Below are 24,219 nucleotides of genomic sequence, written 5' to 3'. Positions count from 1 at the left end.
ACGGAGAAGCAGTGACGGAACTCGTCCACCGCGCCGACCACCGCGGCATCACCACCCTCACCCTCGACTCACCCGCCAACCGCAACGCCCTGTCGGCCACGCTCGTCGGCGCACTCTCCGACGCGCTGACCCGGTGCGGCAAGGACCACGGCGTCCGCGCCGTCGTCCTCACCCACACCGGGAACACCTTCAGCGCGGGCGCCGACCTGCGCGACCCCCCGCACCCGGACGCCCTGGTGGGGCTGATGCGCCGGATCGTCGAACTCCGCACACCGGTCCTGGCCCGGGTCACCGGACACGTACGGGCCGGCGGCCTCGGCCTGCTCGGCGCGTGTGACATCGCGGTGGCCTCCACCACGGCCACCTTCGCCTTCACGGAGGTGCACATCGGCGTCGCGCCCGCCGTCATCTCGCTGCCCCTCCTGCCCCGCACAGATCCGCGCGCCCTCGCCCGCTACTGCCTCACCGGCGAACGCTTCGAGGCGCCCGAGGCGGCCCGCATCGGGCTGCTCACGGCGACCGGCGACGACGTGGACGACGTCCTCGCCCCCGTGCTGGACGGCCTCCGCCGGGCCTCCCCCCAGGGCCTGGCCGAGACGAAACAGCTGCTCACGGCTAGGGTGCTGGAGGCATTCGACCGGGACGCGGCCGACCTCACGGCGCTCTCGGCCCGGCTGTTCTCCTCCCCGCAGGCCCGCGAGGGAATGACGGCCTTCCTCGAACGACGGGACCCCACATGGGCGGAGTGAACACCATCGACGGCGTGCCCGACCAGGTACCCGGTCGCGTGCCCGACCACGTACCCGATCGCGTTCCCGACCGTGTGCCCAAGCAGGACCGCAGCCGGGCCACCCGGCAGCGGCTCCTGGAGGCCGCCGTGGCCTGCCTCGCCGAACACGGCTGGGCGGGCTCCACGGTCTCCGTCGTCGCCGAACGCGCCGGAGTCTCGCGCGGCGCCGCCCAGCACCACTTCCCCACCCGCGAGGACCTGTTCACCGCGGCCGTCGAGTACGTCGCCGAGGAGCGCTCCACGGCCCTGCGCGCTCTCTTCCCCGACGGCGCCGGCGACCGCCGGGCGGTGATCGCCGCCCTCGTCGACCTCTACACAGGCCCCCTCTTCCGCGCCGCCCTCCACCTGTGGGTCGCCGCCTCCAACGAGGACCAGCTCCGCCCGAGGGTCACGGAACTGGAGGCACACGTCGGCCGCGAGGCGCACCGGATCGCCGTGGACCTGCTCGGCGCCGACGAGTCCGTCCCCGGCGTCCGCGAGACCGTCCAGGGCCTCCTCGACATGGCCCGCGGCCTCGGCCTCGCGAACCTGCTCACCGACGACACCGGCCGCCGCGACCGGGTGGTGGCGCAGTGGGCGGTGCTGCTGGACGAGGCGCTCGTCTGAAAGAAAGAAGGCCACAGCCGCTCTCAGGGGCCGAGCCGCTCCACCCGCCACGACCCGTCCGGCTTCGCCACGTACCGCAACCGGTCGTGCAGCCGGTTGGGCCGCCCCTGCCAGAACTCCACCGACTGCGGCTCGACGCGGAAACCGCCCCAGTGCGGCGGCACCGGCACCTGCTCGCCCTCCGGATAGCGGGCGTTCAACTCCTCGTACGCGGCGTCCAGTTCGGCCCGCGAACGGATCACCGCGGACTGCACACTGGCCCAGGCCCCGAGCTGGGAGCCGTGCGGCCGGGTGCGGAAGTACGCCGCCGTCTCGTCGCGGCCCGTACGGCGCGCCGTACCGGTCACGATCACCTGCCGGGCGATCGGGTGCCAGGGGAACAGCAGCGAGACGTAGGGGTTCTCCGCCAGGTCGCGGGCCTTGCGGGACTCGTAGTTCGTGTAGAAGACGAAGCCCCGCTCGTCGTACGCCTTCATCAGCACCGTACGGGAGCTCGGCCGGCCCGCCGCGTCCGCGGTCGACACCACCATGGCGTTCGGCTCGAACACCGCGCCCTGGGCCGAGGCCTGCCGGAACCAGCTCGCGAACTGCACCATCGGGTGCCCGGCCAGCTCGCCCTCGTCGAGCCCCTCGGCCCGGTACTGCTTGCGCATCGCGGCGGGGTCCGGAAGAGGGGAGGACGGATCGTAGACGGCTTCGTGATCGGTCACATGGTCATCCTGCCGTATACGCCCGCCGTCGCACGGCGGGTGTCGGTACGCGGGGCGCCCCAGGGTGTCCTCCTTCACTCCCTGGCACTCAGTGCCGCGGACTCTCCCCAAAGGTGGCACTCAGGGATATGGTTCTGCCATCGTTCCGATTGGATGACCGCCGGCCCTACGGGGCATCACCGGGGTGACCGCTTCGGACCGCGAGTCTTCGGGAAGACCGTGGAACCGACAGGTGAGCACCGCTTTCCGGCCATAGACAGACCGCCAGACCAGGTCACGGACCACACACAACGCCATCCGTCGCACACATCACGAGGAGCCGCCTGATGTCCGACTTCGTACCCGGACTCGAAGGAGTCGTCGCGTTCGAGACGGAGATCGCCGAACCGGACAAGGAGGGCGGTGCCCTCCGGTACCGGGGTGTCGACATCGAGGATCTGGTCGGCAACGTCTCCTTCGGCAACGTATGGGGCCTGCTCGTCGACGGCGCCTTCAACCCCGGCCTGCCGCCCGCCGAGCCCTTCCCCATCCCGATCCACTCCGGTGACATCCGCGTGGACGTGCAGTCGGCGCTCGCCATGCTGGCCCCGGTCTGGGGCCTGAAACCCCTCCTCGACATCGACGCCGAACAGGCCCGCGAGGACCTCGCCCGCGCCGCCGTCATGGCCCTGTCCTATGTCGCCCAGTCCGCCAGGGGCCAGGGTGTGCCCATGGTTCCCCAGCGGGAGATCGACAAGGCCCGGTCCGTCGTCGAGCGCTTCATGATCCGCTGGCGCGGCGAGCCGGACCCCAAGCACGTGGCCGCGGTCGACGCGTACTGGACGAGCGCCGCGGAGCACGGCATGAACGCGTCCACGTTCACGGCCCGCGTCATCGCGTCCACGGGCGCGGACGTGGCCGCGGCGCTGTCGGGCGCGGTGGGAGCGATGTCCGGCCCCCTGCACGGCGGCGCCCCCTCCCGAGTCCTGCACATGATCGAAGAGATCGAACGCACGGGCGACGCGGAAGCGTACGTGAAGCAGACGCTGGACAGGGGCGAGCGCCTGATGGGCTTCGGCCACCGCGTCTACCGGGCCGAGGACCCGCGCGCCCGCGTCCTGCGCCGTACGGCCCGCGACCTGGGCGCCCCCCGCTTCGAGGTCGCCGAAGCCCTGGAGAAGGCGGCCCTGGCGGAACTCCACGCCCGCCGCCCCGACCGCGTCCTGGCGACCAACGTCGAGTTCTGGGCGGCCATCGTCCTGGACTTCGCCGAGGTCCCCGCCCACATGTTCACCTCGATGTTCACCTGCGCCCGCACGGCGGGCTGGTCGGCCCACATCCTGGAACAGAAGCGCACGGGCCGCCTGGTCCGCCCCTCCGCCCGCTACGTGGGCCCCGGCCCACGCAACCCCCGCGAGATCGAGGGCTACGAGGACATGGCGCGCTGAGACCGCCGGGGTGCCCTGAACCGTGCGGGCCGCCTGAGACGCAGACGACCCGCAGGCTCTGGTCCTCGCCTCACGGCGAGAAGCCGGCCGGACTTACCGGCGAGCCTGCGGGTCGGGTGACTGCTTGAGATTGGGCCGGCTGCGCGCTCGTCTGACGCGCTGGTCCGGCACCGCACTGAGTGTGGTGACGGGCCGCTAGCCCGCAGCCACCTCGCGAGTCCGGGATTCATACATGTACCGGATCACCTCCTTTCACGCGTGGAACCCACCCTAAGAAGGAGCGCGGAGGCGCTCAAGCCATTTTCCGTGGCCATTTTCGGAGGCGGTTTGCGAGGAGATCTCCCGAGGAGATCTCCCGAGGAGATCTCCCCAGGAAGATCACTGCACTGACCGGCTACTCCGCCACCAAGCCCGCCAGATCCAGCGCCCCCGCGATCCGCGCCGCCACGTCCTCCGCGTAGCCGGCGTCCGGGCGTTCGAACTGGGTGCGGCCCCTGCCCCGGAGGAACGTCACGACACCCAGGGTGCGGCCGCGGCTGCGGAGGACGGTGCACAGGGCGTGGACGGTGTCGGGGGGCCACTGGCGTGCGGTGGCCCATGCGCGGGCGATCTCGGGCGTGGTGGTGTCGGCGCTGGCGCGTACGGAACCGGCGCGCTCGACGCACTGGAGGGCGGGGTGGCCCTCGGGGTAGCGGACGGGAAGGCCCGCGTGGCCGGTGAGGTGGCTGGGCCCTGGGGTGCCGGAGGGGGTGGCGGCGGCGCGTACGAGCCGTACCGGGGCGTCGGCGTCCGCTGCCGGGCCCGGGGCCACCCGGTCGACGATCGCGTGGTCGGCGAAGCCGGCGAGGGAGAAGTCGAGGTGGACGGTGGCGGCCTCGGCGGGGTCCTCGCACTCGGCGGCGGCGCGCGTGGCCCGGTGGAGCTGGTTGGTGCGGAAGCGGAGCAGCGCGGCTTCCTGTTCGCTCTGCTTGGCTTCGGTGACGTCCCGGAAGAGCCAGCCGACGCCGAGGGGGACGGGCTCCTCCGCGAGGGGGGAGGCCAGGCGCAGGAAGCCGCTGCGCCAGCAGCGCCGCTTCTCGCCGTCGGGGGTGCGCACGCCCACCCAGATCTCGGCGGGTGCGGGCGGGGCGCCCTCGGCGAGTACGTGGGTGAGGGCGCTTTCGAGTTCCTCGACGCCCTGGGTGAGGAGCTCGCCGAGGGGGCGTCCGAGCACGGTCGTACGTCCGGTGCCGAGCGAGCGGGCCGCGTGGGCGTTGACGACGGCGGGCCGCAGGTCGGCGTCGACGAGTACGACTCCCCAGGCGGCGTCCTCGAAGAGTGCCTCGCTGAGGGCGATGGACCGCTCCAGGTCTATCTGGGCGTGCACCTCGCTGAAGGCGCAGTAGACGCCGGCGGGTTTGCCGTCGGGTCCGCGTACGGCGGCCGACTGGGTGCGGACGAGGACGCGTCCGCCGTCCTTGGTCAGCAGCGCGAACTCGTGCACCTGCCGTCCGGGGGCGTGCATGGCGGACAGGAGCCGCCCCTCGACCTCCTCGGCGTCGGCCGTCCGTACGGCCCAGCCGGCGAATCCATGGCGTCCCACGGCCTCCGTGGCGGTCCAGCCGAGGATGCGCTCGGCCTCCCGGTTCCAGTGCGTGACGACCCCGTCGGCGTCGAAAGCGCACAGCGCGGCGTCCATCCCGTCGAGCAGTGCGGCCAGCAGGTCCGAGTCGTCGCGCTCGGGCTCGTCGGGCCCCAGTTCCTCCGTGGTCCCCCTACGCCGGGAAGCACTCACCTGAACCCCCTGCAGGCTGCGTCCGCACGTACGGCGCGTCGGTTTGCTACTCAGGAGTCATTCAACTCGAACGTGACGCAGCACACACCAGCTTCTCGCAAGATTGAGGGAAATCGTTAGGACCGCAGGTAGAAGATCCGGTCGCCGTACTCGCGCATGATGCGGTCGTTCCACTCGTGGCCGCCGTCCACGTTGCCGGAGCGCAGGAGCGGGGGTTCGGTGCCGCGGTCGGCCAGGGTGCCCGCGGCGGTGGCCATGACGGCCTGGAGGAGGGCGGTGGTGACGACGGTGGAGGCGGGGGCGAAGGGGGCCTCGATGTTCTCGGTGGTCAGCTCCGCGTCGCCCACGGGGATCTTGGAGTCGAGGACGACGTCGCAGTGGTCCTTCAGATACGTGCCGGAGGCGTGCCGGGACGTGGTCTGCGAGGCGTACGCCACCGACGTCACGCCGATGACCCTCACTCCCAGCTCGCGTGCGTGCGCCGCCATCTCGACCGGGAGGGCGTTGCGGCCGGAGAGGGAGATGATCACGAGGAGGTCGCCGGAGCGGAGCGGGCTGGTGTCCAGGACCGCGGTCGCCAGTCCGCCGACCCGTTCCAGGGCGGAGCCCAGCGTGGCGGGTGCTTCGACGCCGACAGCGCCGGGCACGGCGAGGAGGTTCATCAGGGCGAGGCCGCCCGCGCGGTAGACCATGTCCTGCGCGGCGAGCGAGGAGTGCCCGGCGCCGAAGGCGAAGAGCCGGCCGCCGTCGGCCACGGTGTCCGCGATCAGCGTGCCGGCCGCCGTGATGGCCTCCGCCTCCTCGTCCCGCACCTGCCGCAGCAGGTCCGTCGCGGCGTCGAAGAACCGCTCGGCCAGCTTGCTGTCGCCCATCCGAAAACAGCCCTTCCGGTTCAGGTGCCGCCCGTTGTCCGGTGTCGCCCGTCGCGGTCCCGTCGTGCCCGCGGAACGGATGCCGATCACGGTGCGGTCTGGACCACTTCCCTGTCAACTCCCTGCGACTTCCCGGCCGACTTGCCTGCCGCCTTCCCTGCCGACTCCCCGGCCCGTACGAGCGGCCGGTCCGCTCCACGCCATGGCTGCGCGCCGGATCGCGGCCCGGGGAGACGGTTCCGCGTTCCCGTCGGTACGGTCATGACCCCAGTCGTCACCGCGTGGTTTCACCGGCGCGGCACGGTTGTCAGTGGTATCCGGCAGAATTGAATCCAGGGCCAGCGCACACGCCGAGGAGCCGTCGAGCCCCCGGCAGATCTCATCAAGGGGCACACGAATGTCCGGACTGATCGACACCACGGAGATGTATCTCCGCACCATCCTCGAACTGGAGGAGGAAGGTGTGGTCCCGATGCGCGCCCGGATCGCCGAGCGGCTCGACCAGAGCGGCCCGACGGTCAGCCAGACGGTGGCGCGCATGGAGCGCGACGGTCTGGTGTCGGTCGCCCCGGACCGCCATCTGGAGTTCACGGACGAGGGCCGCCGCCTGGCCACGCGCGTGATGCGCAAGCACCGACTCGCGGAGTGCCTGCTCGTCGATGTGATCGGCCTGGAGTGGGAGCAGGTGCACGCGGAGGCGTGCCGCTGGGAGCACGTGATGAGCGAGGCCGTGGAGCGCCGCGTGCTGGAGTTGCTGCGCCACCCGACCGAGTCGCCGTACGGGAACCCGATCCCGGGCCTGGAGGAGCTGGGCGAGAAGGACGGCGCGGACCCGTTCCTGGACGAGGGCATGGTGGCGCTGTCCGACCTCGACCCGGGCACGGAGGGCAAGACCGTCGTCGTACGGCGCATCGGTGAGCCGATCCAGACCGACGCGCAGCTGATGTACACGCTGCGGCGGGCGGGTGTGCAGCCGGGTTCCGTGGTGAGCGTGACGGAGTCGGCGGGCGGCGTGCTGGTGGGCAGCGGCGGCGAGGCCGCGGAGTTGCAGTCGGACGTCGCCTCGCATGTCTTCGTGGCCAAGCGCTGACACGAGGCGGCACCGAGTGCCGCGGGGTCCGGGTCGCTGGGCTCGGCTGTTCGACGGCTGAGAAGGTGGCTGGCCCGAATCGCAGCGCTTTCGCGGATTGCGTGCGAGTCTGTCCTCAGGAGTGAGGGGGCGGGCATATGCGGGCGAGACGTTGGGAGGGCCCCGGCGCCGAGTGGCGCCGGGGCCTGTCCTCCCCTGTGCTGACCCGGAGCCCCGAGCTCTCAGGGTCATTCCCCTCGGACCGTTTTCCCCGAGCGGTCCGCCTCCCGGTGAAGATCTCCCCGCGGCGACAGCGGGCAATCCTGGCGGGGGGTCACTCGAACGAGGGGTGTTGCCGCCAGACACGACCTCTTCGAATGCACATTCGATAATCTGGGGGGTCTGTCAGGGGTGTGGGGAAAGGAAACGCACGGGAGAACGAAGGGGAAGTACTCCCGGGGAACGTGCGCCCGGAGGTGCCCACGTGACGTATTGGGCGGGACGCACGCTGTAACAATCAAGATCGGCCGTCACGTGCGGCACGCAGAAGCAACACAACTTCAGCACCGCGAGCAAGAGCAAGGCCAGCAGCAGAAGCAGCAGCAGAAGCCCGGACGCAGCAGCGGAAGCAGCGGAACAACAAGCCGTAGGACGAGGGACCGGCCGGCTCGGAACGGGAGCAGAGCGGTCCGAGGGGAGCCTGGGGGGTGCCAATGGTGCGGCGCATCGACGTGACCGGAGCGGGCGGCGTACGTCTCGCGGCCTGGGAGTTCGGGGACCCTCCCAAGACCGACCCGACCGGGCCGGACCCCGTCGTCGGGGCCGGTCCCGCCGTCGGGTCCGGTGCGCAGGACGAGGCGCGGGGCGAGGCGGCCGAAGGACCCGCGGATTCCGGCGCCGCGCAGGCGCCCGGCGTGCTGTTATTGCACGGTCTCATGGGCCGCGCCTCGCACTGGGCGCCCACCGCCCGCTGGCTCTCCGAGCGCCGCCGCGCCGTCGCGCTCGACCAGCGCGGCCATGGCCAGAGCGCCAAGCCGTCCGAGGCGGAGTACACCCGTGAGGCCTACGTCGACGACGTCGAGGCCGCCCTCGAACAGCTCGGGCTCGCCCCGGCCGTCCTCATCGGCCACGCGATGGGCGCGCTGACCGCCTGGCAGCTCGCCGCCAAGCGCCCCGACCTGGTGTGCGGGCTGATCATCTGCGACATGCGGGCCTCCGCGCTGGGCGCCGCCTCCCAGCGCGAGTGGGAGAACTGGTTCAAGACCTGGCCCCTGCCCTTCGCCACGCTCGCCGACGTCCGCAAGTGGTTCGGCGAGGACGACCCCCGGGTGGAGCGCCCCAACCCGTCCCGCGGCGAGTTCTACGCCGAGGTCATGCACGAGGGCCCGGACGGCTGGCGCCCGGTCTTCGACCTCGACCAGATGCTCAAGTCCCGCGAGACCTGGGTGTACGACGCGCACTGGGAGGAACTCGCCCAGGTCCGGTGCCCGGCCCTCGTCGTCCGTGGCCTCGACGGCGAGCTGGGCCGCGCGGAGTCCCAGGAGATGGTCCGCGTCCTGCCGAACGGCCAGTACGCGGAGGTCGCCGACGCCGGCCACCTCGTCCACTACGACCAGCCGGACGCGTGGCGCTCCGCGATCGAGCCGTTTCTGGACGGGGTCGCTCCGCTCGGGGCGCCGTGAAAAGCGAGCGCCGTTGATGTGCGGGTCGTCTTTTGGCTGCGGGTGAGTTGTGGCTGGTCGCGCAGTTCCCCGCGCCCCTGAAAGGCCGCGCCCCTGAAAGGCCGCGCCCCTGAAAGGCCGCGCCCCTGAAAGGCCGCGCCCCTGAAAGGCCGCGCCCCTCACGGGCCGCAGGCCTTTCGGGGCGCGGAGCTCACCCCCTGCTGACCGCTGACAGGATCTCCGGGAGTCTCGTTGCCGTTCGGGAGGCCGCCAGGCGGAGGCCCAGGAGGGTGATGCCCGCGCCGTACGCGGTGCCCAGGGGGAGCAGGAGCCAGGTCCAGTCGTCGCCGCCCGCCGTGACGTTGAGCCAGATGGTGAGGGCGATGACCGGAACGCACAGCAGGGCCGACGCGACCATGCCGCCGAAGATCGATATCCAGGCGAGGCCCGCCTGCCCGGGGGCCACGTTCTTGTAGCCCTGCTGCGGGATGGAGTACGGGAAGCGGGCCGAGGACCAGGCACCCGTGGCCAGCATCGCGCCGAGCAGCGCGAAGGACAGGCCCAGCACCTCCGGCAGCGCGGGCCAGCCGTCGAGCATCGCCGTCGTCAGGACGGTCACGAGCGTCGCGTACGGCAGGGTGATCACCAGCATGGCCAGGGCGCGGCCGCGCAGTTCGACGTACGCGTCCCGGGGCGAGGAGATGGTCATCGCGACCATCCAGAACGCGGATGTGTCCTGCCCGAACTGGTTGTACGTCTGGATGCCGAGCATCCCCGCGGCGAAGCACGCGAAGTAGATCGAGCCGGTGCCCTGGAGGGCGTTGAAGACGGGGACGATCAGCCCGATGGCGAGCGATGTCACCCAGGCCGCCTTGGTCTTCGGGTCGCGCCACACGTACCGCAGGCTGCGCTCCATGATGGTGCCGGTGCGGCCCGCGGGAAGGATCCGGCCCAGCCCCGCGGACCGCGTACGGTCCCGTGCCGGTTCGGCGGCCGGGAGCGTGGAGGAGTCCGGCGAGGTCATCAGCCGGGTCAGGGTGCGCGACCAGAGGAACAGCAGCCCGGCCAACGCCACGGCGCTCAGCGCGAGCCGAGCCGCCCCGACGCCGTACGATCCCTCGCTCACCGCGTCCACCGCGCCGACCACCGACGCCGGCGGCACCCAGCTCAGCACGTTCGCGGCCGGGTCGAGCTGCCCGAGTCCGGCCGATTCCAGGCGCTGGGCCGCGAAGTTGACGAGCTGGGCCCCGATCGCGATCACCAGACCGCTCAGCACGGCCAGGTCCCGGCCCTTGCGGCTGGTCAGCAGGCGGATGTTGGCGGCGGCCACGGCCCGCGCGAGGGCCAGGCACACCAGCAGCCCGAGCGGGACGGCCACGACGGAGACGGCGTACGCGGCCGCGCCACGGGCCACCGCGATCACCGAGCCGACCAGCAGGCACAGGCTGAACAGCGGCCCTATGCCCACCAGCGAGGCCACCAGCAGCGCCCGGACCAGCGGGCGCGGCCGCAGCGGCAGCATCACCAGCCGTGTCGGGTCGAGGGTCTCGTCGCCGCTCGGGAAGAACAGCGGCATCACCGCCCAGCCGAGCGCCAGCACGGCCACCAGCAGCACGGTCACGGACGCGGCGTGCGCGTTGCCCCGCAGCGCGATCAGCCCGAGCAGATGGAACGCGGCGAACAGCAGGACGAGGACGGTGGAGGCGACATAGGCGGCCCGCCGCCCGCCCGACTGCCGCAGCCCGTTGCGCAACAGCGACAGCTTCAGCCGTACGACGACAGAGGTGACCGAAGCCCCTGCCGCGGCCGCGCGTTCCGTACCCGTGCCCGTACCCGTTCCCGCGGCCGAGCTCATCGCGCCCCGCCGCCCAGCCAGTCCAGGGCCGATCCCGTGTCCCGCGTGTGCGCACCCACCAGTTCCAGGAACGCGTGCTGGAGCGACGGCGCCTCGCCCCTCACCTCCGCGAGCGGACCGTGCGCGCGGATGCGGCCCGCCGCCATGACGGCCACCCAGTCGCACAGCGACTCGACGAGCTCCATGACGTGGGACGAGAAGACGACGGTGGCGCCTGAGGCCGTGTACCGCTCCAGGACGCCGCGGATGGTCTGGGCCGACACCGGGTCGACGCCCTCGAACGGCTCGTCCAGGAACAGGACTTCGGGGTTGTGGAGGAGGGCGGCGGCGAGGCCGATCTTCTTGCGCATGCCGGTCGAGTAGTCGACGACGAGCTTGTGCTGGGCGCCCGCGAGGTCGAGGACGTCGAGGAGCTGGGTGGCGCGCTTGTCGACCTCGGCGCCGGGCAGACCGCGCAACCTGCCCGTGTACGCGAGCAGTTCCCGCCCGGACAGCCGGTCGAACAGGCGCAGCCCCTCGGGCAGCACCCCGATCCGGGCCTTGACCTCCACCGGGTCCCGCCACACGTCGTGCCCGACGACCTCGACGGTGCCCTGGTCCGGCCGGAGCAGGCCGGTGACCATCGACAGGGTGGTGGTCTTCCCGGCGCCGTTCGGCCCGACCAGCCCGATGAAGCGTCCCGCAGGCAGATCCAGATCGACCCCCGCGACGGCGACCTGCTGCCCGAACCGCTTCCAGAGCCCCCGCACACGTACGGCGGCCCCGCCCACTGCGCCTTCAGTCATGCCGCTCACGATACGAGGGCCGGGCGCCCCCCGAAGGGGCGCGGGGCTGTACTGGATATGCGGCTCCCACCGCGCGGGCGCGACCCACCACAGACGGCCCGCAGTCGCGGACCCACCCGCGGTTCTACGGTGCCCCCCGCGGAGCTACCGGCGCCCGTCCCGACCGCACGCGTACGCCAACGGAGAAATAAGCTCCTCCGCATCCGGCAACCACCGGTTCGCCGGAGTCGGGCGGCGAGCCCACTGCACGGCGCCCCGGGAGCCGTACCGGGTCGGCGGAGCCGTCACGTACGCGCCCTCGCCGAGCGCCGTCAGGTCGAGAGAGAGCGGCGACCAGCCCAACTTCCGTACGAGATCGGAGATCTTCGCGGACGCGCCGGGCAGTACGAAGAACTGCATGCGCCGGTCCGGGGTCCAGGTCACCGGCCCGAGCGTCAGGTCCATGCGCTCCATCCGGGCCAGCGCCAGCAGTCCCGCGCTCTCGGGCACGTCGATCGCGTCGAACGTGAGGCCCGTCGGCAGCAGGATCGACGCGGTCGGCTGCTGGGACCACAGCCGGCGCGCGACGGTCGCACTGCCCGTGGCCTGCGACGCCCAGTCCTTACGCGCCGGGTGTGCGCCGGGGACGGCGCACGCGGGCTGACCGCAGGAGCAGTGATGCTCCCCGTCGACGGCTTCAAGCCATGTACCGGGGCACACGTCCCAGTGGCGTTCTTCGGCGTAACGTACGGCGGCTTCCAGGAGCGATTCGCCGCGCTGCTGGGGAATTTGGGCAGCTTCAGGGCCCGCGATGGTCTCTTCCACGATGAACACAACTCTAGCCGTCATCAGGGGTTACGGATGTCACATGCGCGGGGGTGGGCACCGGCTCCCCGTCCGGGGCGCATGGGCGCACATCCGGGGGCGCGTAGGAGGAATGTCCATGGGGGCTGGGTAGCCACGTGTGGGGGATCGGTAGTCGATGGGTAGTCGTCACTACTCCGGCAATCCTCACATGTCCCGCATTGTCAGCATGTTGGCGGGGCATTGATCTTCAAGGCCGGATTCTTTCGGTTTTTCCGGTCACTGAAGACATGTCAACTCGGTGCGTGGGCAGGCACCGCATGCCACAGGGGGTACGCCATGGCCGCAAGGCCTCTCGTCGCCAGGCAGCCGAACGAACGGCTGCAGGCACTCATTCAGGAAGCGGGCTGCTCGAACGCGGGGCTGGCCCGGCGGGTGAACATGTGCGGCGCGGAACACGCTCTGGATCTGCGCTACGACAAGACGTCCGTGGCGCGCTGGCTGCGCGGACAGCAGCCGCGCGGGCGGGCGCCCGCCATCATCGCCGAGGCACTCGGGCGCAAGCTGGGGCGTACGGTCACGATCGACGAGATCGGCATGGCCAACGGCAAGAACCTCGCCTCGGGCGTGGGCCTGCAGTTCTCGCCGACCGTGCTGGGCGCCATCGAGCAGGTCTGCGAGCTGTGGCGCAGCGACGTCGGCCGCCGGGACTTCCTCTCCGGCTCGTCCGTCGCCGCGTCCGCGCTGGTCGAGCCGAGCCGTGACTGGCTGATCTCCGCGCCCGACTCGCAGGTGTCGCGCTCGGCGGGGCCACGGGTCGGGCAGTCCGACGTGGCCGCCGTGAAGGCGATGACCCAGGCCCTGGTGGACCTGGACCACCAGTACGGCAGCGGGCATGTGCGCCCGGTCGTCGTGCACTACCTCAACAGCGTGGTCTCCGGGCTGCTGGCGGGCTCGTACCGGGAGGCCGTGGGGCGTGACCTGTTCGCGGCGGTCGCGCGGCTGACGGAGCTCGCCGGTTACATGGCCGTCGACACCGGGCAGCCGGGCCTGGCCCAGCGGTACTACATCCAGGCGCTGCGGCTCGCGCAGGCCGCGGGCGACCGCGGGTACGGCGGGTATGTGCTGGCCGCGTCCATGAGCCACCTGGCGGCGCAGCTCGGGAACCCGAGAGAGATCGCGCAACTGGCGCGCGCGGCGCAGGAAGGGGCCCGGGGGCGTGTGACACCGCGCGCGGAGGCCATGTTCCACGCCGCGGAGGCGCGGGGGCACGCGCTGCTGGGTGACGCGCGCGCGGCCCAACTGGCCTCCGGGCGGGCGGTCACGGCCCTGGAGGCGGCCGATCCGGCGTCCGGCGACGACCCGGTGTGGATCGGGCACTTCGACGAGGCGTATCTCGCCGACGAGTTGGCGCACTGCCACCGCGACCTCGGGCAGGCCGACGCGGCGGCCCGGTGCGCGCAGCAGTCCCTCGACGGGCACCCCGAGTCGCGCGCCCGGCGCCGCGCGATCGGCTTCGTCCTGCTGGCCACCGCGCAGGTGCAGCGGCGCGAGGTCGAACAGGCCTGTCACACGGCTTCGCAGGCGGTCGATCTGCTCGGCACGCTGCGGTCGAACCGTGGGGCCGAGTATCTGGAGGACTTCCGGCAGCGGCTCGAACCGTTCCGGGACGAGCCGGTGGTGCGGGAGTTCGGGGCGCGGATGGAGTTGCAGGCGGCTTAGCTCCGCTGGTTGAGCGGTTCCGGGGTGCGTCGTCGGGGGTTGGTTCGTTGCGGGGTGCGGGTTCGTCGTGGCTTGTCGCGCCCACGCGGCGGAGCCGCATGTCGATACAGCCCCGCGCCCCTTCAAAGGGGGCCTGCGGCCCCTTTGAAGCGGCCGGAGCCGTGAGCTATCACGCTCTGCGCTGCGTGGCATCGGCTTGTGGGGAACCGGTAGCGTGAGCCGACGATTCCGAAAGTCCCCCGTTCGTAGGAGCCCCGGTGACGCAGAGTGGACAGGGCGAGGAGCCCGAGGCGCGGATCCCGCGCGAAGGCATCGTGCTGCCCTCCGACGGCAGCGCACCCCTCCTGCCCGGCGAGCAGCAGTCGGCACCGGCGCCCGGCCGGTCCTGGGACGGGCCGTGGGGGCCCGACGCGTCGGCGGCCCCGGCTCCGCCGCCGGCCCAGCCGTGGTACTCACCGGGTGAGCAGCAGGCCGGGGGACCGGCCCCTGCCTGGGGCGACCAGGGCTGGGGCGCACCGCCGCCGGCCCACCAGCAGCCGCAGCAGCCCCATGCGCAGCCGCAGCCGCAACACTATTCCCAGGCGCAGCAGCAGGCCTACCCGCAGGCGCCCCATCAGCCCCAGCCGCCTCAGCCGACTCAGCCCGCGCCCGGCGCGATGCCGCCCGAGGGCGCCCAGCAGGCGGTCCCGCTGCCCCCGCAGGCGGGCGTGGTCGAACGGCAGGCGGGCAGCCCGCTCCCACCGCCGGGCCCGCCGTCGTCCCCCGCGCAGAGCGCGCCGCTGCCGCCCGCCGGGCCCCCGGCGCCGGTCGACGAGGGCGCCACCCAGCTCATACCCCCGGTCACCGCCCCTCCCGGGGACGAGGCGGCGACGCAGTTCCTTCCGCCGGTCGGCCCCGGCGCACTCCCGCCCGAGGTGTCGTCCGACCAGACGCAGGTCCTGGGCCACCTTTCCAGACCGGGCGCCGGACCCATGCCCGCAACGGCCCCGCCGCCGCCCGCGGCCGCCCCCGGGAACCCCGACGCCGAGGCCACGCAGTACATCGCTCCCGTACCCGCACAGCCGTACGGTGGGGCCCCCGGCGGAGCCGGGCAGCGGCCGGAGCCGGACGTCTTCGACAGCCTCTTCCGCAGCGAGCCGAGCGCTGACGGGGCGGGGGCCACCCAGCAGATGCCCCGTGTCCAGCCTCCGCAGGGCGGGTACGGCCCGCAGGCACCGCAGGCACCGCACGCCCCGCAGGCCCCGCACGGAGGCGGCGGGCGGGCCGCGGCGCGGCGTGACAGCGGCGCGCGGGGCCGTACGGGCTCCCGGGTTCCCCTCATCGCGGCCGTCGGCATCGGGATCGCCGTCCTCGGCGTCGGCGCGGGCGCCCTGCTCAGCGACGGCGGAGGCAAGGACAAGCAGGCCGCCGAGAACAAGCCCGTCGCGGCCGCGTCCGACGCCGCCGAGTCGCCGTCTCCGTCCGCCGACCCGGCGAAGGAGCAGGCCGTCGCCCTCGACAAGCTCCTCGCCGACAGCGGCGACAGCCGCACCGCCGTGATCAACGCGGTGGCGGACATCCGGCGCTGCGACAACCTCGGCAAGGCCGCCACCGACCTGCGTGACGCGGCCAAGCAGCGCAACGACCTGGTCACGCGCCTGTCCCAGCTCTCCGTGGACAAGCTGCCGGACAACGCCGCGCTGACCAGCGCGCTCACCCGCGCCTGGAAGGCCTCCGCCGCCGCGGACGACCACTACGCCGCCTGGGCCGACCAGACCGCCCAGAAGAAGGGGTGCAAGAAGGGCCAGGCCCGCGTCACGGAGCGGACGAAGGCCGGCAACCGCGCCAGCACGACGGCGAGCACCGAGAAGGCGAAGGCCGCCGAGCTGTGGAACTCCATCGCGTCCACCTACGGACTCACCCAGCGCCAGCCGACGCAGCTGTGAGGTCCCGCCGCCCTGGCTGAGCGGGTCCCCGGGGTCGCTCAGGCGTCCTCCAGCGTCTTCAGCACGCTGACGAAGCCCTGCCGGGCGGCCACCAGACGGCCCTCACGGACGACCTGGAACGTGACGTTCGCGTTGACCAGGCGCGGGAAGCCGCCGGGGGCGACGAGGTTGTCGAAGGGCCAGCTCAGGGGCGGGGTCAGCCCGCCCGTGGTCACCTTCGTCCCGTTGTCGAGGGTCCGGCGCACGGTGCGTGCGCTCACCTCGCCGTCGCCCAGCTCCTGGACGATCGACTTCAGCACCGTGTACGCGATCCACGTGGTCTGCACGCCCGGGTCCGCCGGATCGATCCGGTTGTCACCGAAGGCGTGCTCGCGGATCACCTTGTTCATGGTGTTCCAGCGCTTGTCGTTCCCCACCGGGTACCAGCCGGTGACGTACGCCCCCTCGTACGGTCCCGACTTGCCGCCGGACGCGTCGATGAGCGGCTGGTCGATGCTGCCGAGCACGCCGGCGGTCCGGACCTCCGGGTAGTCCTCGCGGGCGCGCCGCACGGAGTCCATGAAGGTGTCGGTACGGTCGCCGAGCGAGGGCACCAGGCAGCCCATCCGGGCGGGGTCGGCGCTGGCCCGCCGCAGCGCGTTCCGGGTCTGCTCCGAGTACTGGGTCGCGTCCTCCGCGGCCAGCTGGTCCGTCGCGGCCGCGTGCGGCCCGGTGCGCAGGCCGGCGTTGAGGAGCTCCGGCATCAGGTCGCCGGCGACCGAGTCCGGGCGGACGAGGACGACGGGCCCGCAGGGCCCCGCGAGCTGTTCGCCGAGGCCGGCCATGAGCGCGGGCTGGCCACCGTTCACGGGGTACGACAGCGGGCTGGTGAACTCGTCGTCGGTGACGCCGTAGCCGCCGATGTAGGGGATGCCCGCGGCCTCCAGCGGGGAGAGGAAGGACCGGCCGTGCTGGCTGTAGGAGCCGACGACCGCGACGACGCCCGCGTCGACCGCGCGCCTGGCGCACTTCGCGGCGGCCACGGCGTCGTTCTTCTCGTTGCAGGTGAGGACGTTGAGCTTGCGGCCGTTGATGCCGCCCCGGGAGTTGACCCAGCGGGCATACGCCTTGGCCATGGCCGGCATGCCGGGCTCGTTGGTGGCGGCGGTCTTCTCGGGCGCCCAGGTCATGACGGTGACGGGATCGTCCGAACTCCCCGAGGTACCGGGGACGACACCGCAGCCGGCGGCGAGCGAGGCACACGCCGCCAGCGCGCCGGCGGACAGCGCGAGGGACTTCCCGCGTGAGCGTGTCCCTCTCGCGGTGCTGCGGACGGGCCGGATGCGGACGGGGAGGAAGGAGCGCGTGCGTCGCCTGCCGGTCATGGTCACGCACGATTCCGTTACACCGTCAACCCAAGGGTGCCTCACGGTCAACGGCAGGTGACGTAGAGGTGAATTGCGAGGCGGGATGACCGAGTTTTCGTGAGGAAAGTACGATCAGTGACTGTGCATGACTCGGAGAACCCTTCCCGTCGCGGGCGTCGCTCATCCACCATGGGCGGCATGCCACTGAATGACATGCCGTGGTGGCGCTGGCGCAGCAATGTGCGCTCCGCGCTGCACATGCTCTCCGACCCGGTGTTCCAGCGGGACGTCTGGCTGGCCGGTGTCGAGGGGTACGGGGACGTCACCGACGCCGTGTACCGCCTGGTCGAGGACACCTGGCTGGACAACTGGTCCGCCGAGAAGTACGTGGGCACGATCTTCCGCGACGAGCAGGAGGCGGCCCTCGTCGACACCGCCGTGCTGCGTGTGTTGCGGATCATGCACCAGGTGGGCCCCGACGCGCCAGTGAGCACCTACGTCGACCACCACGGGTGGCCGGAGGCGGTGCGGGCGGCCCGCGAGGCGCATGTGCGGCTCGCGATGAGTGACGGGGAGGATCCGGAGGCGCCGCCGCGGACGCTTGAGGTGTTGCGGATTCTGACGCGCTCGGCGTAGGCGCTCCGCCTGGGCGCTCCGCTTGGGGCGCGGTTTGAGGGTGCGGGTTCGTTGGGGGTGGTCTGCGCCTTTTCGCCGTAGGGCTGCGGTTGTTCTGCGGCTGCGGGTTTGTTGTGGCTGGTCGCGCAGTTCCCCGCGCCCCTCTTAGGGGCTGCGCCCCTAACCGGGGCTTGCCCTCTGTGTGTGGGACCCTGTCTCGCATGAGCGAGCAGTCCATCCGAGCCGCGGCGTCGCGCCCCGACCAGTACGTCCTCACCCTCTCCTGCCCGGACAAGCAGGGAATCGTGCACGCCGTGTCGAGCTACCTGTTCATGACCGGCTGCAACATCGAGGACAGTCAGCAGTTCGGCGACCACGACACGGGCCTGTTCTTCATGCGGGTCCACTTCTCGGCCGAGGCCCCGGTGACCGTCGAGAAGCTGCGGGCGAGCTTCGCGGCGATCGGTGACTCGTTCCAGATGGACTGGCAGATCCACCGGGCCGAGGAGAGGATGCGGGTCGTCCTCATGGTCAGCAGGTTCGGGCACTGCCTGAACGACCTGCTGTTCCGCGCCCGGATCGGCGCGCTGCCGGTGGAGATCGCGGCGGTGGTGTCCAACCACACGGACTTCGCCGAGCTCGTGGGGTCGTACAACATCCCCTTCCACCACATTCCGGTGACGAGGGACACCAAGGCGGACGCCGAGGCGCGGCTGCTGGAGATCGTCCGGGAGAACGACGTCGAGCTGGTCGTTCTGGCCCGCTACATGCAGGTCCTCTCCGACGACCTGTGCAAGCAGCTCAGTGGCCGGATCATCAACATCCACCACTCCTTCCTGCCGAGCTTCAAGGGCGCCAAGCCGTACCACCAGGCGCACGCCCGCGGCGTGAAGTTGATCGGTGCCACCGCGCACTACGTCACCGCCGACCTCGACGAGGGCCCCATCATCGAGCAGGAGGTCGAACGCGTCGGCCATGACGTCACCCCCGACCAGCTGGTCGCCATCGGCCGCGACGTGGAGTGCCAGGCCCTGGCGCGGGCGGTGAAGTGGCACGCGGAGCGGCGCATCCTGCTGAACGGCAGGCGGACGGTGGTCTTCGCGTAGCCCGACGGACCATACGGGCTGCCTACGGACTTACATCCGGCTCAAGGACGCCGCCGCGGACAGCACGTCTCTGATGGCCTCCCGGTCGCCCTCCTGCCCCGCGGCCGCGTCCTCCGGGGACACCCGGCCCGCGGCCAGCCGGCAGAACTCGACGCCGTCGAGAGCGACGTGGGCCACGGCGTGATCGGCGGAGCCCACCGCGGCGGGGGAGTCGAGGGGAATGAGCCACTCGCCGCCGCCGAGGCCCTCGATCTCCAGCCGCAGGCTGCGGCCGGGTGAACCGGCGGGCACGAGGTGGCGGGTCTGCCGCGGCGGTGTGGCGAGTCCGGCCCGGCGGCGCTCGGCCAGGACCGTCGGCAGGACGCGGGCCGCCAGGTCGATCATGCGGTGCAGATGGCGCGGTGCGGGCGGCTCGTACGGGTAGGCCACCGCCTCCGCGATGTCCTCCGCGTGGATCCAGCACTCGAAGGCCCGGTCCAGCATCGCGTCCCGCAACGGCAGCTCGAAGTCGCCGTACGACACGCTGAGCTTCTCGGACCCGGAGTTCCCGCTGGTGAGGGACGCCGTGCGGACGAGGGCGTGGCTCTGTTCGCGCCATGGGCCGCGTACGCCGCGGGAGGGCGGGAAGCGGGAGGCCCGCCGGTACGCCTCGGTGCGGGCCGTCGGCGTCGGGGCGTCCGCCGCCCTGGGCAGCGGGTCGTCGAGGCCCAGCGCCACCGCGACGAGCCCGTCGACGCTCAGCAGATGCGCGATGACCCCGGCGACGGTCGTACGGCGGCTCACCGGCCGGTCGCCCTCGAACCACCGCAGCCGCACCGGAGCGTGCCACTCCGCGTTCCCGATGTCCTGCAGCAGTGCGTCGAGCCGGGCCGTCTCCGCGTCGTACGGAGCAACCCAGTCCGGTACGGGGATGCGGGGCGCCCGGCGGTCGAGGCAACCCTGAAGGACACGGGTGCGCAGGGCCGGGGCGAGGTCGAGACTGTCCTCCGCGTGCAGCAGCCCCACGGCCTCGCGCAGCCGCAGCGCCTCGTCCGCGCAGGGGCCGCACGTCCCCAGGTGCTCCTCGACGGCGGCCGTCTCCTGAGCCGAGCACGCCGCGAGAGCCCATGCGCCGAGCAGCGCCTTGAGCACCCCGTGCGCCAGGACGGGTGGCGCGGTCAGCGGCTCGGGCACCGGCTGTCCGCCGTCCTCGGCGGGCACCCGCGGCGGCACGGCCTCCCCACCGTCGCGGCCGCCGCTGCCGTCACGGCTGTCGTCGCCCGCGCCGACCTGCCGCCTCTCGTGCCTGCCGAACCCCTCGAATCTCTCGAACCGCTCCGCACCCCCGTTCACCTCGCGCCTCCGTGTTCCGGAGGCACCCCGGACGGCCCGGTGTGGTGGGCCGTGGAGAGGAGCTGGAGGCCGAGGCGCAGGCGGCGGCGTGCCTCGTCCTCGGTGATGCCGAGGTCGGCGGCGGCCTGACGGTAGTCGCGGCGCTGGAAGTAGGCGCGTTCGAGGGCGGCGCGGAGCGGGGTGGGCATGGACTGGACGATGTAGTCGGCGCGGGCGGCCGCCGAGGCGCGGTGGACCCTGCGCTCCAGGTCCTCCGTGGTGCCCTCGCCGCCGCGTGCCAGCGCCGCGGTCCCGGTGGTGCGCAGGCGCTGTACGGCGAGGCGGTGGGTCAGCGCGGCGACCCAGGAGCGCATCGGGCCCTCGTGCGGGTCGTAGGCGTCCGGGTGCTCCCAGATGTGGGCGAAGACGTCGCAGGTGAGGGCGTCGGCCGCGGGTTCGTCTCCCAGCACGCGATGGGCGAGGCCGTGGACGAGTGAGGCGAACCGGTCGTACAACTCGCCGAGCGCCGCCGCCTCGCCGTGCGCCAGCCGCTGTTGCATCCTGCGGTCCCAGCGGGGCGGCGCGTCGTTCGTCGCCATGTGGCCCCTCATCCCTGCTCGTGCTGTGCGCCGTTCTCCAAACCCAGCCTGTGTCCTGTGCCACCTCGAATGTAGTCGGCACCACCAGCGGCGCACGCCCCATTGCGGCAATGTGCGCCCCCGGGAAGGCCCGGGGTGGTATGGGCCGCGGCCGGTCGGCCTTCGCTGCTGCGCTGCACCTACCCCGCGCGAAACCGATCAAGCGTGACCGTATTGGATCGTACAAGACCGATCCGGACTGAAATGGCCAGTCTTAGCCCACGCTTTCGGCCAGGCCTCGGTGTTTCATGGAACGAGGCTGGGGCAGCCGCGCAGATGGAAGCGTAACTGCGGCTTCCGTTTCCGGTGCTCATTCCGGGAGTTCCAGGGATTTCCGGCGACTGAGAGGCGTGGTGGTGACGCTCAAGGTGACCGGCGGCGAGCACGGCGAGTGGGCCGTGCTCCATGTGTCGGGCGAGATGGACCTGGTGACGTCCCCGGTGCTGAGGCAACGGGTGCACGACGCGGTGGCCGACGGCCGCCGCAGCCTCGTCCTGGACCTCTCCGGTGTCGTGTTCTGCGACTCCAGCGGTGTCGGTGTCCTCATCGCCACCCGCCGCCTCATCCGTTCCTGCCGGGGCGAACTACGTCTGATACTCCCGACCGACGGAACCGGCACAGCCGCCGGCGGGGGCGGGGCGGACGGCGGACGCGGACAGGGCGCGCACGTCAACCGCGTTCTCGGCGCCCTCGGGGTCCGCCGCCTGTTCGACGTCCACCCGGACGTGGCCACGGCTGTGGACGGCGCCCCGGACGACGACGAGGAGGCCGGCCCACTGTCGGCGTGAGCGGCACGCACGCGAAGGCGCCCCTACCCGGGCCACGCGCAGGTCACGCGCACGCCACGCCGTTGTCGCGAAATTCCCCCGGTCTTGGCACAAGCGTCGTTTTCCCGCACCGACCCGGCCCCTGACGTCGTACGCTCCGTTCAGACCAATCCCCTCGTGACGACGTAAGGCGGTCCCGAACAGACATGGTCAGCACCGAGTACGAGCGCAGGATCGCTGCCCGGTTCGCCACCTTCGACCAGGACGGCAACGGCTACATCGACCGCGCGGACTTCAGCGCGGCGGCCAAGGCGGTCCTCGCCGAGTTCGCCACCACACCCCGGTCCGACAAGGGCCAGGCCCTGTACGGCGGCGCCGAGGCCCTGTGGCAGGGCATGGCGGGGATAGCGGACCGGGACGGCGACCAGCGCATCACCCGGGAGGAGTTCGTGAACGGCGCGGTCAAGCGCCTGCGCGACAACCCCGGCCGGTTCGCCGAGATCGCCCGCCCCTTCCTGCACGCGGCCCTCGCCGTCGCGGACGACGACGGGGACGGTTCGGTCACGGTCGAGGCGGCCACCCGTGTCCTCAGGGCCCTCGGTGTGCCCGAGCACGTCGCCGCCGCGGCCGCCGCGACCCTCGACACCGACGCCGACGGCAAGGTGGGCGAGGCGGAGGTCGTCACGGCCTTCGCGCGCTACTTCACGGTGCCCGAATAACGCACGTAACTCACGTACCGCACGAACAGCGTTCCCTCACGTCACGCATAGCGTTCCCTCAGTTTGTACTTGAGCACCTTCCGCAGGGTGTCGTTGCGCGGAAGGGCGTCCACCACCTCCAGTTGCTCGGGCAGCTTGTGCACGGACAGCCCTTCCGAGCGCAGGTACGAGGTCATGTCGTCCAGGGACAACTCCCCGCCCCCCGGCACCCGCTCGACGACGGCGCAGACCCGCTCCCCGCGTTCGGGATCCGGCAGCCCGACGACGGCGACGTCCCGGACCGCCGGGTGCCGGTGCAGCAGGTCCTCGATCTCCTTGGCGGAGATGTTCTCCCCCTTCCTGATGATGACGTCCTTGAGGCGGCCCGTCAGGACCAGGTGACCGTCCTCGGTGAGACGCCCGAGGTCACCCGTGACGAGGAACCCGTCGGCGTCGAACGCCTGTGCCGTCTGCGCCGGATCCAGATACCCCTGGCACACGGCCTCCCCCCGCAGCCGCACCTCCCCGTCGACGCCGTACGCCACCGGCCTGCCTGACCCGTCGACGATCCGTATCTCCATCCCCTCCGGGGGCCGCCCCTCGGTCGTCGCCAGGTTCTCCGCCGAGTCGTCCGGCGACCCCATCGTGATCATCGGCACCTCGGTCATGCCGTACCCATGGGTGAGCTGGACGCCCATCTCGCGCACGACGCGGTGGTACAGCTCGGGCGGCTTCGGAGCTCCGCCGCCCGCCAGCAGCCGCAGCGTCGGGACGACCGGCGTGCCGGGCTGTTCGCGCTGAGCGGCGAGGAACATCGAGTAGAACGCGGTGGACCCGCCCGCCACCGTCACCCCGTGCCTGCGGTACCCCTCCAGCGCGTCCGGCAGCGCGAAGTGCTCGAACAGCACCGCCGGGAAGCCGTACAGCAGCAGCATCACCATGTAGTCGGGGCCGCCTATGTGCGCGTACGGGAACGCGATCGAACCCACGTCGGACGCCGAGAGGTGGAGGGCGTGGGCGAGGCAGGAGCCGCCCGCGATCAGTGAACGGTCCGTGTGGAGCACGCCCTTGGGGTCGGAGGTGGTGCCCGACGTCCAGTAGATCCAGCGGACCGAGGTGCCCTCCGAGGGCGGCGCGGGCAGGACGGCCGGATCGCCGTCCGGGAGGCGGTCGTACGCCTCGAAGACGCCCTTCGCGCCCAGTCGCCGCGCCATCTCCGTGTGGTCGAAGCCGCGCCACTCGCCCGGCACGGCGAAGTACTCCGCCTTCGACTCCCGCAGCGCGAAGCCGACCTCGCGGTCCCGGTAGAAGGGGATGACCGGTGACTGCACGGCGCCCAGGCGGGCCAGCGCGAACGACAGCAGAACGCTCTCGACACGGGTGGGCAGCTGCCAGGCGACCACCGTGCCCGGGCGCACCCCCATGCCGTACAGCCCCGCCGCCACCCGCTCGGCCCGCCCGCGCAACTCACCGAAGGTCAGGACCCGGTCGTCCTGGAGGAGCACGGGCCGGCCGGGAGTGAGGTCGGCGCGACGGGAGAGCAGCTCCCAGAGGGTGCGGGACGTGCTCAGCGCGTGGGCGGTGTCGTTCTCGTTCACGGCGGGCCCCCCTTTTTTTGAGGCTCGGTTCGCCTCCGGTGCGCTGGAGCCGGTGTCGAGAGCCCGACCGTGCTCGACCCTTCGGGCCTCCGCGCTCCCCCACGCTCGGCTTCGCTCGCGCGGGGGGACCCCATGCGCTCTCGACACCGGCGCGCCCCTTC

The 24,219-nt window shown here is 72.2% G+C and carries 21 protein-coding genes; 11 read left to right on the top strand and 10 right to left on the bottom strand.

The features are described from left to right. Positions 1–11 precede the first annotated feature (11 nt). Both IE262_RS23810 and IE262_RS23805 read left to right on the top strand, forming a co-directional pair. Positions 12–749, top strand: coding sequence for an enoyl-CoA hydratase family protein (locus IE262_RS23810; RefSeq protein WP_134033677.1), 738 nt, complete (start codon positions 12–14; stop codon positions 747–749). Then, complete coding sequence (locus IE262_RS23805) at positions 737–1,396, top strand: TetR/AcrR family transcriptional regulator (protein ID WP_229877428.1); 660 nt, start codon at positions 737–739, stop codon at positions 1,394–1,396. The genes IE262_RS23810 and IE262_RS23805 overlap by 13 nt, the downstream gene beginning before the upstream one ends. 23 nt (positions 1,397–1,419) lie before the next feature. Here IE262_RS23805 and pdxH read toward each other — a convergent pair whose 3' ends face one another. Further along, a complete protein-coding gene (pdxH, locus tag IE262_RS23800) occupies positions 1,420–2,049 on the bottom strand; it encodes a pyridoxamine 5'-phosphate oxidase (protein ID WP_189876625.1) in 630 nt (209 codons plus the stop codon). A 383-nt stretch (positions 2,050–2,432) separates the two neighbouring features. On the opposite strand from pdxH, the gene IE262_RS23795 reads away from it, so the two are divergent. Further along, positions 2,433–3,533 (top strand): citrate synthase 2, encoded by a 1,101-nt coding sequence (locus tag IE262_RS23795; protein ID WP_134033680.1) that lies wholly within the window; start codon positions 2,433–2,435, stop codon positions 3,531–3,533. 394 nt (positions 3,534–3,927) lie between these two features. Here the strand turns inward: IE262_RS23795 and IE262_RS23790 are convergent, their stop codons facing one another. Then, positions 3,928–5,307 (bottom strand): PAS domain-containing protein, encoded by a 1,380-nt coding sequence (locus tag IE262_RS23790; protein WP_134033684.1) that lies wholly within the window; start codon positions 5,305–5,307, stop codon positions 3,928–3,930. 116 nt (positions 5,308–5,423) lie between these two features. Further along, positions 5,424–6,179 carry an SIS domain-containing protein gene (locus tag IE262_RS23785; protein ID WP_189876358.1) on the bottom strand — a complete coding sequence of 252 codons (756 nt, stop codon included), beginning with the start codon at positions 6,177–6,179 and terminating at the stop codon, positions 5,424–5,426. 397 nt (positions 6,180–6,576) lie between these two features. Here IE262_RS23785 and IE262_RS23780 point away from each other — a divergent pair, with 397 nt between their 5' ends. After that, positions 6,577–7,269, top strand: a complete 693-nt coding sequence (locus tag IE262_RS23780; protein ID WP_134033690.1) for an iron-dependent transcriptional repressor DtxR — start codon at positions 6,577–6,579, stop codon at positions 7,267–7,269. A gap of 692 nt (positions 7,270–7,961) precedes the next feature. Beyond that, a complete protein-coding gene (locus tag IE262_RS23775; protein ID WP_189876356.1) occupies positions 7,962–8,930 on the top strand; it encodes an alpha/beta fold hydrolase in 969 nt (322 codons plus the stop codon). A 190-nt stretch (positions 8,931–9,120) separates the two neighbouring features. Here IE262_RS23775 and IE262_RS23770 read toward each other — a convergent pair whose 3' ends face one another. The 3 genes from IE262_RS23770 to IE262_RS23760 all read right to left on the bottom strand — a co-directional run bounded on the left by IE262_RS23770 (position 9,121) and on the right by IE262_RS23760 (position 12,353). Then, positions 9,121–10,764 carry a transporter gene (locus tag IE262_RS23770; RefSeq protein ID WP_189876354.1) on the bottom strand — a complete coding sequence of 548 codons (1,644 nt, stop codon included), beginning with the start codon at positions 10,762–10,764 and terminating at the stop codon, positions 9,121–9,123. Then, entirely contained in the window at positions 10,761–11,549 is a 789-nt protein-coding gene (locus IE262_RS23765) for an ABC transporter ATP-binding protein (RefSeq protein ID WP_189876352.1), read from the bottom strand. The genes IE262_RS23770 and IE262_RS23765 overlap by 4 nt, the downstream gene beginning before the upstream one ends. 144 nt (positions 11,550–11,693) lie before the next feature. Further along, positions 11,694–12,353 (bottom strand): bifunctional DNA primase/polymerase, encoded by a 660-nt coding sequence (locus tag IE262_RS23760; protein ID WP_373305114.1) that lies wholly within the window; start codon positions 12,351–12,353, stop codon positions 11,694–11,696. Positions 12,354–12,671: 318 nt separating this feature from the next. Here IE262_RS23760 and IE262_RS23755 point away from each other — a divergent pair, with 318 nt between their 5' ends. Continuing rightward, entirely contained in the window at positions 12,672–14,054 is a 1,383-nt protein-coding gene (locus IE262_RS23755) for an NsdA family TPR-like regulatory protein (RefSeq protein WP_134033703.1), read from the top strand. A 257-nt stretch (positions 14,055–14,311) separates the two neighbouring features. After that, positions 14,312–15,979, top strand: coding sequence for a hypothetical protein (locus tag IE262_RS23750; protein ID WP_189876350.1), 1,668 nt, complete (start codon positions 14,312–14,314; stop codon positions 15,977–15,979). 38 nt (positions 15,980–16,017) lie between these two features. On the opposite strand, the gene IE262_RS23745 is transcribed toward IE262_RS23750, so the two are convergent. Further along, on the bottom strand, positions 16,018–17,343 hold the full coding sequence (locus IE262_RS23745; protein ID WP_189876348.1) for an ABC transporter substrate-binding protein: 1,326 nt from the start codon (positions 17,341–17,343) through the stop codon (positions 16,018–16,020). 117 nt (positions 17,344–17,460) lie between these two features. Here IE262_RS23745 and IE262_RS23740 point away from each other — a divergent pair, with 117 nt between their 5' ends. Both IE262_RS23740 and purU read left to right on the top strand, forming a co-directional pair. Then, positions 17,461–17,961, top strand: a complete 501-nt coding sequence (locus IE262_RS23740) for an SCO4402 family protein (protein WP_134033712.1) — start codon at positions 17,461–17,463, stop codon at positions 17,959–17,961. Between the two features lie 200 nt (positions 17,962–18,161). Continuing rightward, complete coding sequence (gene purU, locus IE262_RS23735) at positions 18,162–19,046, top strand: formyltetrahydrofolate deformylase (protein WP_134033715.1); 885 nt, start codon at positions 18,162–18,164, stop codon at positions 19,044–19,046. 30 nt (positions 19,047–19,076) lie between these two features. On the opposite strand, the gene IE262_RS23730 is transcribed toward purU, so the two are convergent. Beyond that, the gene (locus IE262_RS23730) at positions 19,077–20,378 is read right to left on the bottom strand and encodes a zf-HC2 domain-containing protein (protein ID WP_189876346.1); all 1,302 of its coding nucleotides are present in this window, start codon (positions 20,376–20,378) and stop codon (positions 19,077–19,079) included. Then, positions 20,375–20,956, bottom strand: a complete 582-nt coding sequence (locus IE262_RS23725) for a sigma-70 family RNA polymerase sigma factor (RefSeq protein ID WP_134033722.1) — start codon at positions 20,954–20,956, stop codon at positions 20,375–20,377. Before IE262_RS23725 ends, IE262_RS23730 begins: the two co-directional genes overlap by 4 nt. Positions 20,957–21,345: 389 nt before the next feature. Here IE262_RS23725 and IE262_RS23720 point away from each other — a divergent pair, with 389 nt between their 5' ends. Together IE262_RS23720 and IE262_RS23715 are read left to right on the top strand one after the other, a co-directional pair. After that, positions 21,346–21,783: an STAS domain-containing protein gene (locus IE262_RS23720; RefSeq protein WP_189876344.1), complete on the top strand. Its 438-nt coding sequence runs from the start codon at positions 21,346–21,348 to the stop codon at positions 21,781–21,783. Between the two features lie 185 nt (positions 21,784–21,968). Then, positions 21,969–22,481 (top strand): EF-hand domain-containing protein, encoded by a 513-nt coding sequence (locus IE262_RS23715; RefSeq protein ID WP_134033728.1) that lies wholly within the window; start codon positions 21,969–21,971, stop codon positions 22,479–22,481. A 41-nt stretch (positions 22,482–22,522) separates the two neighbouring features. Here IE262_RS23715 and IE262_RS23710 read toward each other — a convergent pair whose 3' ends face one another. Beyond that, on the bottom strand, positions 22,523–24,058 hold the full coding sequence (locus tag IE262_RS23710) for a class I adenylate-forming enzyme family protein (protein ID WP_189876342.1): 1,536 nt from the start codon (positions 24,056–24,058) through the stop codon (positions 22,523–22,525). Between the last annotated feature and the right edge of the window lie 161 nt (positions 24,059–24,219).

This window comes from Streptomyces bluensis (genome assembly GCF_014650715.1).
Lineage (GTDB): Bacteria > Actinomycetota > Actinomycetes > Streptomycetales > Streptomycetaceae > Streptomyces > Streptomyces bluensis.
This window is presented reverse-complemented; position numbering and strand designations above follow the sequence as displayed.